Source organism: Clostridium sp. HCP1S3_C6, assembly GCF_052066735.1.
GTDB lineage: Bacteria > Bacillota > Clostridia > Clostridiales > Clostridiaceae > Clostridium.
The window spans coordinates 75,476-89,262 of record NZ_JBQHRN010000011.1; the positions used below are offsets into that span (position 1 = coordinate 75,476).

At 28.9% G+C, this 13,787-nt stretch carries 10 protein-coding genes; all 10 read left to right on the forward strand.

Features of this window, described 5'->3' with window-relative positions:
• Window positions 1-6: 6 nt before the first annotated feature.
• Entirely contained in the window at window positions 7-216 is a 210-nt protein-coding gene (gene xseB / locus ACTNAO_RS06040; protein ID WP_441027363.1) for an exodeoxyribonuclease VII small subunit, read from the forward strand.
• A gap of 5 nt (window positions 217-221) precedes the next feature.
• Complete coding sequence (locus tag ACTNAO_RS06045; protein ID WP_441027364.1) at window positions 222-1,094, forward strand: polyprenyl synthetase family protein; 873 nt, start codon at window positions 222-224, stop codon at window positions 1,092-1,094.
• Between the two features lie 17 nt (window positions 1,095-1,111).
• Window positions 1,112-3,040 carry a 1-deoxy-D-xylulose-5-phosphate synthase gene (gene dxs / locus ACTNAO_RS06050; protein ID WP_441027365.1) on the forward strand — a complete coding sequence of 643 codons (1,929 nt, stop codon included), beginning with the start codon at window positions 1,112-1,114 and terminating at the stop codon, window positions 3,038-3,040.
• Window positions 3,041-3,098: 58 nt separating this feature from the next.
• Window positions 3,099-3,911, forward strand: a complete 813-nt coding sequence (locus ACTNAO_RS06055) for a TlyA family RNA methyltransferase (RefSeq protein ID WP_441027366.1) — start codon at window positions 3,099-3,101, stop codon at window positions 3,909-3,911.
• Window positions 3,912-3,939: 28 nt separating this feature from the next.
• On the forward strand, window positions 3,940-4,788 hold the full coding sequence (locus ACTNAO_RS06060; RefSeq protein WP_441027367.1) for an NAD(+)/NADH kinase: 849 nt from the start codon (window positions 3,940-3,942) through the stop codon (window positions 4,786-4,788).
• 19 nt (window positions 4,789-4,807) lie between these two features.
• Window positions 4,808-5,257: an arginine repressor gene (locus tag ACTNAO_RS06065; RefSeq protein ID WP_441027368.1), complete on the forward strand. Its 450-nt coding sequence runs from the start codon at window positions 4,808-4,810 to the stop codon at window positions 5,255-5,257.
• Window positions 5,258-5,269: 12 nt separating this feature from the next.
• Window positions 5,270-6,979 (forward strand): DNA repair protein RecN, encoded by a 1,710-nt coding sequence (gene recN, locus ACTNAO_RS06070; protein ID WP_441027369.1) that lies wholly within the window; start codon window positions 5,270-5,272, stop codon window positions 6,977-6,979.
• A 143-nt stretch (window positions 6,980-7,122) separates the two neighbouring features.
• Window positions 7,123-8,163: a SpoIVB peptidase gene (spoIVB, locus tag ACTNAO_RS06075; RefSeq protein WP_441027370.1), complete on the forward strand. Its 1,041-nt coding sequence runs from the start codon at window positions 7,123-7,125 to the stop codon at window positions 8,161-8,163.
• A gap of 396 nt (window positions 8,164-8,559) precedes the next feature.
• The gene (spo0A, locus tag ACTNAO_RS06080; protein ID WP_441027371.1) at window positions 8,560-9,396 is read left to right on the forward strand and encodes a sporulation transcription factor Spo0A; all 837 of its coding nucleotides are present in this window, start codon (window positions 8,560-8,562) and stop codon (window positions 9,394-9,396) included.
• A 572-nt stretch (window positions 9,397-9,968) separates the two neighbouring features.
• The coding region (locus ACTNAO_RS06085; protein WP_441027372.1) for an InlB B-repeat-containing protein at window positions 9,969-13,787 on the forward strand (3,819 nt) is incomplete at its 3' end.

Sequence of the window (13,787 nt, forward strand, 5' to 3'; positions counted from 1 at the left end):
GCTTTTTTGGCAAAAAAAGAAAGTTATGAAGATTTAGTTACAAAGCTTCAAAATATACTTAATGAACTTGAAAATGAACAATTAAATTTAGATGAGTCTATGAAAGCTTATGAAGATGGAGTTAAACTTGTAAATAAAATATATAAAATCTTAAATACGCTAGAAGGAAAAATTACCGTTATTAATGAAAATAATCAAGGGGAAAATCAGGAGTAATAAAAATGGATATTAATAATTTAAAAAGTGAAATTGATGAATATTTAAAAGAATACTTTTATGGAAAAGGAACATATAATAAGTATCTTTATGAAGCTGAATATTACAGCATAAAAAATGGAGGCAAAAGAGTAAGACCTATTCTTATGATTTTATCTTATCTTATGTATAAAAATGATTATAAAAGTATCATGAAAATGGCAGCTGCTATGGAAATGATTCATACATCATCACTTATTCATGATGATCTTCCAGCTATGGATAATGATGATTTAAGAAGAGGCAAGCCAACAAATCACAAGGTATATGGAGAAGCTATTGCACTTCTTGCAGGAGATGCACTTCTTAATGAAGCTATGATTGCAATGATGGAATTTGCCCTTGATTTTGGAGGTAATGGGCTTTTAGCAGCAAAAGAAATAGCAAAGGCTTCAGGGGCTGATGGTATGATGGGAGGTCAGGCAGTAGACCTTTTAAGCGAAGGAAAAGAAACCATAAGCGAAGAAGAATTAACATATATGCATTTAAATAAAACAGGAGAACTTATAAGAAGTTCTGTAGTAGCTGGTGCTATGCTTGGAAATGCACCAAAAGAAGATATAGAAAAGCTTAATAAATTTGGAGTGAATATAGGTCTTGTATTCCAAGTAAAAGATGATATATTAGATGTAATTGGTGATGCAAAGAAATTAGGAAAAAATATTCATATGGATGAAGAATGTCATAAGTGTAATTTCGTATCAATACATGGTCTTGAAAAATGTGAAAAAATTTGTGAAGATCTTTCAAATGAAAGTATTAAGCTTTTAGACAGTTTAAGTGTAAAAGCTGATGGACTTAAGGAATTAACAATTAAACTTTTAAATAGAGAAAAATAGAAAAGGGAAATGGTAATATGACAGATTTTTTAAATAGTATGAAATTTCCTGAAGATTTAAAATATTTAAGTGAAAAAGAATTAGCATTACTTGCCCAAGAAATAAGGACATTTCTTACTGAAAGTGTTTCTAAAACAGGTGGACACTTAGCATCAAATTTAGGTGTTGTAGAATTAACATTAAGCCTATTTAGAAGCTATAATATAGAAAAAGATAAAATAATCTGGGATGTTGGACATCAAAGCTATGTTCATAAAATTTTAACTGGCAGAAAAAACTGTTTTGACAAGTTAAGAACAAAAGAGGGTATAAGTGGTTTCCCTAAAAGAAACGAAAGTAAATATGATGTTTTTGATACAGGACATAGTTCTACATCAATATCTGCAGCTCTTGGAATAGCTCGTGCAAGGGATATAGAGGGTGAAGATTACAAAGTAGTTTCAGTAATAGGTGATGGAGCTCTTACTGGAGGTATGGCTTTTGAAGCCTTAAATGATGTAGGTTTTAGAAAAACTGATGTGACAATAATTTTAAATGATAATCAAATGTCTATAAACAAAAATGTAGGCGGTTTATCAAAATATTTAAATACCATAAGAATTGAACCTAGCTATAACAGATTAAAGGATGACGTAAACACTGTTTTAAGCAGTAGCAACTTAGGAAAAACTATGGTGTCTTCCTTAAATAGAATAAAAGGTAGCATTAAGCAGCTTGTAGTTCCTTCTATGCTTTTTGAAAATATGGGTATAAGGTATGTAGGACCTTTAGATGGTCATGATATTCATTCTATGATTGAGGTCTTTAACAAAGTTAAAAATCTAAAGGGACCGGTACTTGTTCATGTTATAACCAAAAAGGGAAAAGGTTATAAATTTGCAGAGGAAAGCCCTGATAAATTTCACGGGATAGGGCCTTTTAATTTAGAGACTGGTGAAGTTATATCAAAATCTACAAATACCTATTCAAAAGAATTTGGCAAATCTTTAGTGGAAATTGCAAGAAAGAATAAAAAAGTAGTTGCAATAACTGCTGCAATGCCTTCAGGAACAGGTCTTAATGATTTCTCTAAAGAATTTAAAAATAGGTTTTTTGATGTGGGAATAGCAGAACAGCATGCTGTAACTCTTGCAGCAGGAATGGCTTGCGGTGGACTTAAACCTGTATTTGCAGTATATTCTACATTTTTACAAAGGTCATATGATCAAATAGTACACGACGTCTGTATTCAAAACCTTCCAGTAGTATTTGCAATAGACAGGGCAGGTGTGGTAGGTGCTGATGGTGAAACTCATCAGGGAATAATGGATTTATCATACCTTTCAATGATTCCTAATATGACTATAGTTGCCCCTAAATGTGTACAGGAAATGGAAAGTCTTATGGAGTTTTGTGTAGATTTTTATGGCCCTATTGCTATTAGATACCCAAGAGGTGGCAATGATTTGGAAAATTTAAATCCAAAAGAAAACTTTACTCTTGGAAAGTGGGAAGAAATTACTGAATATAAATGTGTTTTAGATAGTGAAAATAGTCCATTAAATATAAAAGGAAATTTACCATCTAACAAAAAAATAGCAGTAATTGCCACAGGTAAAACAGTTCAGCAGGCAGTACTTGCAAAGGAAATGTTAAATAAAAATAATATAAACCTTAAGGTTATTAATGCATCCTTTATAAAACCTGTTGATACAGATATGATAAAAAATCTTATTTTAGATGAATATGATATTATATCAGTAGAAGATAATTTAGAAGCTGGAGGACTTGGAGATAATATTTTAAGAGTTCTTTCACATAATGGTTTTAAGGGAAGGTTTATAAATCTTTCTTATAAGGATAAATTTGTAACTCAAGCAACAGTAAAAGAAATTTATAATGATAATATGCTAGATGCTAGTGGCATAGTTAAAAATGTTGTTAAATTGTTAAAGGAAGATTTATAAAAAGTACTTTATTAAAATAATATAAAAAAGTTTGTAATAAAAATAAGGAGCTATTTAAATGTCTGAAAAAAAAGAAAGATTAGATGTACTTCTTGTAGAAAAAGGAATAATTACATCTAGAGAAAAAGCAAAAGCAAGTATTATGGCTGGCGAGATTTTTGTAGATGGACAAAGAGTTGATAAAGCAGGAGAAAAGGTTAAAGTAACATCTGAAATAGTATTTAAAGGTCATAAAATTCCTTATGTAAGCAGAGGAGGCTTAAAGCTTGAAAAAGCTATGAAGGAATTTGGCTTAAAGCTTAATGATAAGGTTTGTATGGATATAGGGGCATCTACTGGAGGATTTACTGATTGTATGCTTCAAAATGGTGCAAAAAAAGTATTTGCAGTAGATGTAGGCTATGGGCAGTTTGCATGGAAACTTAGAACAGATGAAAGAGTTGTGTGTATGGAAAGAACAAACATAAGATATGTTACGCCTGAGGATATAGGTGAAAGTCTTGATTTTGCATCAATCGACGTTTCATTTATATCTTTAAAAAAGATAATGCCTGCAACTCTTAGTCTTTTAAAGGATAATGGAGAAGTTGTAGCGCTTATAAAGCCACAATTTGAGGCAGGAAGAGAAAAGGTGGGAAAAAAAGGTGTTGTTAGAGATATAGCTGTACATAAAGAAGTTGTAGGTGGTATAGTGGATTTCCTTCTTTCACAAGACCTTGTTGTTTTAAATCTTAGTTATTCGCCTATTAAAGGACCAGAGGGTAATATAGAATATTTGGTTTATTTTACAAAAGACAAAAATAAGCAAACTGAATTCAAAATAGAAGATGTTGATAAAATAGTAGAAATGTCGCATGAAACACTTTTATAATTATAAATTATAAAAAGGGGGTGTTTGCTTGAAAAAGGTCGGAATTGCTGTTAATCCTACAAAGGATAAAGATTGTAAAATATTAAATTTAGTAAGAGATAAATTAAATAAATATTTTAAATTAGAAGAAATAGTTGTATTTAATTCTTATGAAACAAAACATACAAATTTTAAAACTAAACTTGATCTTATAATTGTATTAGGTGGTGATGGCACTCTTTTAAATGTAGCAAGAGGCATAAGTCAAAAGTTTAAAGTGCCTATACTTGGTATAAATATAGGTAATTTAGGTTTTTTAACAGGTACAGATATTGCTTATGTGGATGAAGCATTTAAAAAAATAAAAGATGGTAGATACAAAGTAGAATCAAGAATGATGCTTAAATGTGAAAATTGCGATTCTTATGGTAACATAAAAAAAGACACAAATTTTTATGAAAATGCTTTTAATGACATTGTAGTTGCAAGAGGTACATTGTCAAGAATTGTAAATTTTAGTTTGTATGTAGATAAAAAGTTTTATACTTCTTTTAAGGGCGATGGATTAATTATTACTACACCTACAGGATCTACAGCTTATTCTTTTTCGGCAGGAGGCCCTATAATATATCCTAATTTAGATGTTATTACCCTTACGCCTATATGTCCTCACACAAATGGAATGAGCACCATAGTTATAGGTGGTAATAGTGAAATTGAGATTATTCCAGAAAATGGAGATGAGGAAATATATTTAACAGTTGACGGTCAGAAGGCTACTAAAGTAGATGAAAAGTCAATAATAAGAGTTAGTAAGGCTAAGGAAGAAGTTAGAATATTATTATTTGAAGATTATGACTACTTTAAAGTATTAAGATCAAAGATACTTAATAATTAAGAATGTGTGGTGATATAATTTGAAATCAAGTAGACATTTAAAAATATTAGACATTATAGCAAAAAAGGACATTGATACACAGGAAGAATTAGCAGACGAGCTTAGAAAATCAGGCTTTGATGTTACACAGGCTACAGTATCTCGGGATATTAAAAATTTAAAGCTATTAAAGGTACAGTATAGGGCAGGAAAATATAGATATGAAGTACCAAAGGAAGAAGATACTTCTTTAAATGATAAACTTAAAGCTGTTCTCAGAAATTTAAGTCTTTCAGTAGAAAATATAGATAAAATGGTTATTGTAAAGACAGTGTCTGGAGGAGCAGCAGCAGTTGCTGAAGCAATAGATGGATTCCCCAATAATGAAATTGCAGGTACTATTGCAGGAGATAATACTATATTTATAATGGTTAGGTCATTAGAGGCGGCAGAAGACCTTGTTTGCCATATAAAAGAATTTATTTCATAGGGTGTGATTTTTTTGTTAATACAATTAAATATAAAAAACTTTGCCTTAATAGAAGAACTTACAGTTGATTTTAAGGAAGGATTTAATATTTTATCAGGAGAAACTGGCGCAGGAAAATCAATATTAATTGATGCAATTGATTATGTTTTAGGTGGTAAATTTTCAAAGGATTTAATAAGAACTGGTGAAAATAAAACATACGTTGAAGCTGTTTTTTCAATTGAAAACAAAAATTTAAATGGTATTTTAGATGATTTAGGTATAGAATATGAAGATATGTTAATAATATCTAGAGAGACTTCTTTAAGTGGTAAAGGTATTGCTAAAGTAAATGGTAAAAGCATAATAGTTTCAAAGCTAAAAAAAATACGAGAAAAATTATTAGATATTCATGGGCAGCATCAAAATCAAAGTATCCTTGATAGAAATAATCACATAAGTTTTTTAGATAATTACATAGGTAGTGATATTTATACTTCTTTAAAGGAATATACAACTTTGCGTGATTCTTTAATTGAAATACGTAATAAAATTTCAAAAATATCTTCAAATAATCAAAATAGTAAAATCTTAGATTACACTAAATTTCAAATAGAAGATATTGAAAAGGCAAAATTATCAGAAAATGAAGAAGAAAGTTTAAAAGAAGAATATAATATTTTATCAAATGCTGAAAAAATAAATAGTTCTTTAGCTTTATGCTTAAATATTTTAAATAATGATTCTGAAGGCTTTATATCTGTTTTAGAAGGCTTATCCAAGGTCTTAGGGGAATTTTCTACTCTTGAAAAGCATCTAGATATAAAAGAAAAAAGATCTAACCTAGAGGGAGCATATTATATGATTTCTGAAATATCTAGAGATCTTCGTGATATGTCTGAAGAAATAGTATATGATGAAGATAGACTTTCAAAAATAAATGAAAGAATTTACGAAATTAACACATACAAAAAGAAATATGGATCTACTGTAAAGGATATTTTAAATTACTACGAAGAATTAAAAACAAAATACAATGAACTTATAAATGCTGAAGAAATTTTAAAAGAACTTAAAAATAATGAAGCTGAAACTTTTAATAAATTAAAAGAAGTAGGCAAAAAGCTTCATGATATACGTTTAAGCTATACGTCTTCCTTAGAGCAGCAATTATTAGAAGAATTATCTTATGTAGGCCTTAATAAATCAAAAATGAAAATACAAGTTGATTTTACTGATGAACCAAAGGAAAATGGCTTTGATAGTGTTGGTTTTTTAATTTCTACAAATCCTGGTGAGCCTTTAAAACCTCTTGAAAAAGTTTTATCTGGTGGTGAGCTTTCAAGAATAATGCTTGCCTTTAAGTGTGTATTTGCTGAAAAAGATGAAATAGCCACATTAATATTTGATGAAATTGATACGGGAATTAGTGGTGCAGTTGGTCAGAGAGTAGGAGAAAAAATGTACCAGGTTTCTTTAACTCATCAAGTTCTTTGTATTACTCATCTTCCTCAAATAGCAATATTATCAGATCATCATTACTTTATTTCAAAAGAAGTGTTAGATGGCAAAACATATACAAGATTAAAATTATTAAATGAAGAACAAAAAATAAAGCAAGTTTCTTCAATGCTTGGAGGAGATGGAGTTACTGATTCTACAATAAAAAATGTAAAAGAAATGCTTCAGTTTGCAAAAAATAAAAAAAATGATATAAAAAATAATAATATACATAAGAAATAATTATTTGGTAAAAATAAAGTCATAAGGAAATATGGCTTTATTTTTTTAATTGCAATATTTTTTTCATTTGCTGCTAATTAAATAATAGCATATATGTTTATCAGTTGGGCAAATTATAAACAGAAGCAAAGGAGGAGATTATTATGCAAAATAAATTATTTAAATTATCAAATTTAATTATTACTCCAATCTTGATTCTGTTTTTACTATCTTTAAATCCAGTATATATAAAAGCAAAAGATAATGATACTAATAGTTCTCAGGATATGGAGCTTATACCAGGTGGTGATTCTGTTGGAGTAAAATTATCTTGCAAGGGTATACTTGTAGTTGGATTTTCAAATACTAATGGTGAATTATCTTTTAATAGTTCATCTATACAGGTAGGTGACATGATTACAAAGGTTAATTCTGAAACTGTAGCTACATCAAAGGATTTAATTAAAAAAGTAAAAAATTCAAAAGAAGATGAAGTTACTTTAACAATCATAAGAAAAGATAAGGAAATTTCACAAAAGGCTCACTTATTTAATGATAATGGCACAAAAAGAATAGGACTATGGGTAAGAGATACTACAGCAGGTGTAGGTACTATGACATTTTATCATAAGGAAAGTGGTAAATTTGGTGCTTTAGGTCATCCTGTAATTGATGGTGATACAAATGAATGTTTCAAAATAAAAAATGGTTCTCTTTTAAAATCATCTATAATTAGTGTAAGAAAAGGTGAAAAGGGTAATCCTGGCGAATTAAAGGGCATTTTTGTAGATGATACTTCTCCTCTTGCATTAATTGAATCCAATACTGAATGTGGTATATTTGGAACAACTTATAATAATTCTTTAAATGACAAAAATCCTTTAAAGGTAGCCTCAAGAAATGAAGTAAAAGAAGGACCAGCAAAAATAATTACTACAATAGATAGCACTGGACCTAAAGAATATGACATAGAAATTCAAAAGTTATTTGTTCAAGACGAACCAGGTCCTAAAAGTATGATAATAAAGGTTACAGACCCAGAGCTTCTTGAAGCCACTGGTGGCATTGTTCAAGGCATGAGTGGTAGTCCAATTATTCAAAATAATAAAATTGTAGGAGCTGTTACACATGTACTTATTAATAAACCAGATACAGGTTATGGAATATATATAGATTGGATGCTTAAAGAAGCTGGAATTATATAGTTATTAAAATGGGGCTTGTTTGCCCCACCATAGTAAAATTTAAATTTTTGCGACATAAGGAGCAAAAATGCCCTCAATTTTTAATTATTAATACCTAATTCTAATTTGATAGCAAAAAAAGTAAAAAAATATATGAAATGTATTTACACAAAGAAAAAAATAGTGTATAATTTACAAATAGTGGAAGAAATAATAAAAATTAATAATTTTCTTTGTATTAAATATAATTATTTATAATAAAATATTTGCAAATATGCCTTCTAATTATTTTGTAAAAATGTAATTAATAGTATATAATATTATAAAAAGGTGTAACTAATAAAATTATGAGATATATAAATAATAATACAATACAGAGAAAATTAACTAATAATTAAAAAGTGAGGATGTATGTATATGGAAAACAAAAAAATATCAGTTGTAATTGCAGATGATAATAAAGAATTTTGTAACATATTAAATGATTATTTATTAAATCAAAAGGACATAGTTGTTACAGGAATAGCAAAGGATGGAAGAGAAGCCCTTGAATTAATAGAGGAAAAACAGCCAGATTTAGTTGTGCTAGATATAATTATGCCACATTTAGATGGTTTAGGAGTTTTAGAAAAACTTCATTCTATGGATTTACCTAAATTTCCTGGAATAATAGTTTTATCTGCAGTAGGACAAGATAAAATAACACAACAAGCTATAGCTTTAGGTGCAGATTATTATGTTGTTAAGCCTTTTGATATGGATATTTTTACAAAGAGAATAAGAGAAATGTTTACAACACAAAAGCCAACTAATCAAGGTTCTAATATGCAAAAGATACAATCAAATATTTCTTCAGGTATAATTGATGATAATGAAACTGCAGTATCATCAAATGGCCCTATGGATTTAGAAACAGAAATAACATCAATTATTCATGAAATAGGTGTACCTGCTCACATAAAAGGATATATGTATTTAAGAGAAGCTATTACTATGGTGGTAAACGATATGGAACTATTAAGTGCAGTAACAAAAGAATTATATCCTTCAATAGCTAAAAAATATAATACAACAGCATCAAGAGTTGAAAGAGCAATAAGACATGCTATTGAAGTAGCATGGGGTAGGGGACAAGTTGAAGTAATAAATAAGTTATTTGGCTATACTATTCAAGGAGATAAAGGAAAACCTACTAATAGCGAATTTATAGCGATTATAGCTGATAGGCTTCGCCTAAAAAATAAAGTGTCATAGGGCTATTTTACTAGCTTTAGAGCATGTAACCTTTACAAAAGTAAAGCAACAAATATTATTTTATACCAATAAATTATAGCCAATATGATAAGTTTCAAAAAATTAGCTTATAAATAAAAATCACTTTTAAAAAGTAAATGTCTGTGGGGGATATGTTTATATTTTAAAGGTGATTTTTTATTTTGTGTATAAAAATATTATTTATGGGAAAAATTATATTTATATAAGTTTTAAATTAGCTTAGCATCATTAAACTATTATTTGGGGATTTAGTTTAATGATGTTTTTTTATTATTACTTTAATAATATTTTAAAATATCAGTAAATTATTATATAAAAAGTAAATAATATTAACAAATAATTAAAAATATAAACAAAAAGTTAAATGACATAAACTGTCATTAAGATATAAAAATGTATCACGAAAAAGTAACTGGAAGATAAATCTAAATATTTTAAAGAAAACATATTAATATAAAAAATATATAATTATGTAAATAATAAATAAAATTTAAATATATAGATTTATTTAATAAATATTATAATTTTCTTAAAAAATGGGAGGAGTATTTATGAGTAAAAAATTAAACAAGATTGTTAGTGCAGCAGTACTAACAACAATGGTTGCAGGAACTGGAATAGTAAATCCTGAAATATTTGGGGGCAAGGAAGTAGTTGCACAAGCAGCTGATGAAACAACAAGTGTACAAGGCATAATTGATAAACAAAAAATAGAAGTTATTAAAAAGGAAACAACTGAAAAGACTAAATATTTTGAAAATGGTGAAACTATAAAGGATTTAACATTTAAGTGTTGGAGATCTGATGCTAATATTGATTATTACGCTGGAGCTGAAATTCCAAATGAAAATGCTACATATACTCCAGTATATACAGCTAAAGTTAGATATATGGCTGATGGAATACAAGTTGGAGAAAAAGAAATAGAATATAATGAAAATGCTCAAGCTCCTGCAGTTCCAACAAAAGCTGGATATACAGGAACTTGGATAAATGATGGCAAGAATATACAAAAAAATACAGAAATAACAGCTAAATATATAGCTAATAAATATACAGTGACAATTGAAAGTGGAGAAGGAAAAGGAGATGAAATACAATCAGAATCAAAAGACTTTGTGTATGATTCAAATTTATCAGAATCATTAAAAAAAATTACACCTAAAGTTGTTAAAGGAAAGCATTTTGATGGTTGGTATTTAAATGGTGAAAAAATAGAGAACGATGCAAAGTTTACAGGAGAAGCAGCTATAAAAGGTGAAGTTAAATTAGTAGCTAAGTATGCTGATACTGAAATTACATTTGATGGATACACAGGTGCAGATGCTATTGTTAAATTAAATGATATTAATAAGTTGCCAGCTGATCCAAATAAGCAAGATGGAAGAGAATTTTTAGGTTGGAATACAGATAAAAATGCAACTAAAGGAATGTCATTAGATGAAATTAGACAAATCGAAAAAAATACTACAGTATATCCTATATATAAATCAACAAAAACTACAATTAAATTTGTTGGATTAGATACTAAGGATATAAATTCACAGCAATTTGATATTAATGAAAAGCAATCATATGAGGTAAAAGTTCCAGAAGCACCAGCAGTTGAAGGAAAACAATTTATAGGTTGGAAATGTGTTAAAAGTGCAGATGAAGATACAAAAGGAAATATAGATTATTGTCCAATGGATATAAAGGATGGTAAAATATCTGTGCCAGCAGGGCCAGCAGTAACTATTTTGAAAGCTGTTTATGGTGATCCAATAAAGGTAATATACAATGATGGAGATAATACTAGTACAATTACAGTAGGTAATGGAGCAAAGATAGCTTTACCAAAAGCTAAAGGACAAAAGGACAAGCTATTTAAAACATGGAATTGTGGCACAGAGGAAATGACAGGAGAATTTGATGAAGGCAGTAGTGTTATTGTAAAAGATACTAATAATGATAAAACTGTTGTAATAGATGCAGTTTATGCTAATAAAATAGCTGTTACTATTCAAGACAAAGATGGAAAAACTATAAAAACAGTTGAAGCACCAGAAGATGGTAAACTTGATTTATCAGATATTAAGGCTCCTGAAGTTGAGGGAAAAGAATTTACAGGTTGGAAAGTTGTCTCAGAAGAAACTGGTAATGTAACTGGTAATGTTTTATCTGGAATAAAGAAAGGTGTAATAGTAAAAGCTGATTATGAAGAACGTATAACTCTTAATGTAGTTGATCCGGTGGCAAATAAAAGCAAAGAAATAAAGGTACAAAAGGATCAAATTATTGGATCTAAAGTATTAGTGCCAGAGGAAAAAGAAGGACTTACATTTAAATGTTGGAGAATTACTTATACTAATATTGCTGGAAAGGAAATAACAGAAGATTATACTTCAGTCAATATTTCAACATATAAACCAGATCGTAATGTAACAGTAACAGCTATATATAATGCTGAATTTAAAGTTACTAATGTATCAGGAGAAGATGTTTTATGTAAACAAGATGTGGAATATAATGGTGATGTTGAAATAGACACTCCAATTCAAGATAAAAACTTATATGATAAATATGGTAAAAACTTATATTTTGTTAAATGGCAAGATAACACATTAACAAAAAATAAAGATGGTAAGTGGGAACTTAAGAATATTAAGAAAGATACTACTGTAATTGCATTATATGCAGAACCTATTAATATTACAATAGGTGATACTACAGTAAAACGTGGTAAAGGTAGTGAAATTACTCTTGAAAATCCAAAGGATAGAAAAGATGAAGGATTATCATTTAAGTGCTGGAGAGATGAATCTGGTAAAGAATATAAAGTAGGAGATGTTATATCTAACATTCAAGATAATATTACTATAAAACCTGTTTATGTTTACAATTTTGATATAACAGATACAGAAGGAGATAAAATAGCATCTGAAGAAGTTGAAAAAGGAAAAACTTTAACATTACCTACAGTACCAACTATGAAAAATGGAAAAGAATTTAGAGGTTGGTATGTTGAGGGTGCAGATCAACTAACTTATGATGAAAAAACTAAGACATATTCAATAAGTAATATTACAAAAGATGTTAAGGTTATTGCTTACTATGGCGATACTGTTACAATTACTGCAATTGATCCTGTAGCTAATACTAGTAAATCTTATGATGTTAATATAAATGGAACAGTTACATTAACTGCTAAGGATAGAACAAAAGAAGGTCTTACATTTAAAGGATGGAGAAATTCAAGTAATAAAATAGTATCTGAGAATGCAGAATATACAGTTACAGTTAAGGGAAATATGCCAGAAACATTAACAGCAGTATATACAGCTAACATAACATTTAAGTATGGTGATAATGGTGATACTTCAAAGGTTGTTGGAGTTGAAACTGAATATGGAAAAGACATAAAGGCACCAACAGTAGATGATATTAATGCTGCTTATGAGAATTCTGGTAAGCAATTTATAAAATGGGATAAGGAATTTAGTAAGGCAACTAAGGATGATACAATTACAGCCATAAATGGTGAAAATGTTAAGATTAACTTTAAGCAAGCTGATGGTAAAACAGCACTTACAGTAGATAATCCTTGGACTGAAATTGTAGAAGATGATTCAAAGAATGAAAAAGGTGACTATGTTGATAAGGATGGACATTCTACAAAGAAAGTTGATGGATATACAATAGGTAGAGGCGGAAGTATAACTCTTCCAACAGCTCCTGAAATTGCAGGAAAAACATTTGTATGCTATAAAGATCAAAAAGGAAATAAATATACTGGAAAAACAATAGATAATATTCAAGAAAATTTAACTTTAACTGCAGTATATGGTGATACTGTTCAAGTTATATTCAAAGATGGTAATGCAAATAAGGGACAAACTGTAGGTACAGGTGCAGTAGTTAAGGCAATAGCTCCAGATACAAAAGAAGGAACTAAGTTTAAATGCTGGAGAGATGCAAATGGTAATGAATATAAAGAAGGAGATGACATTAATGTTACAGGAGCATTAGAATTAAAGGCTATTTATACAGCAGATGTAACATTTATGGCAGATGGTAAACAAGTAGGAGATAAAGTTACAGTAGAAGTTGGTAGCAAAGTTAATGCACCAGAAGCACCAGTTAAAGAAGGATGCGATTTTGTAGGCTGGGATTTATCATTAGAAAACATTACTAAGGATACAGTAATAACTGCAAATTATAAATTAAAACAATTTACAGTAACAATAGATGGAGTAGCACAAACAGTAGAATATGGTAAGGATGTAAAACTTCCAACACCAGCAGAAAAAGAAGGATATACTTTCAAAGGATGGGAAGGACAAACTACAGGAATTAAGGCTGATGGAACAGTAAATTCAAAATATGAAATA

Bases quoted from the DNA above. Each gene is read 5' to 3' on its own strand.
- ACTNAO_RS06045 (WP_441027364.1), top strand. From the start codon at position 222: ATGGATATTAATAATTTAAAAAGTGAAATTGATGAATATTTAAAAGAA.
- dxs (WP_441027365.1), top strand. From the start codon at position 1,112: ATGACAGATTTTTTAAATAGTATGAAATTTCCTGAAGATTTAAAATAT.
- ACTNAO_RS06055 (WP_441027366.1), top strand. From the start codon at position 3,099: ATGTCTGAAAAAAAAGAAAGATTAGATGTACTTCTTGTAGAAAAAGGA.
- spoIVB (WP_441027370.1), top strand. From the start codon at position 7,123: ATGCAAAATAAATTATTTAAATTATCAAATTTAATTATTACTCCAATC.
- spo0A (WP_441027371.1), top strand. From the start codon at position 8,560: ATGGAAAACAAAAAAATATCAGTTGTAATTGCAGATGATAATAAAGAA.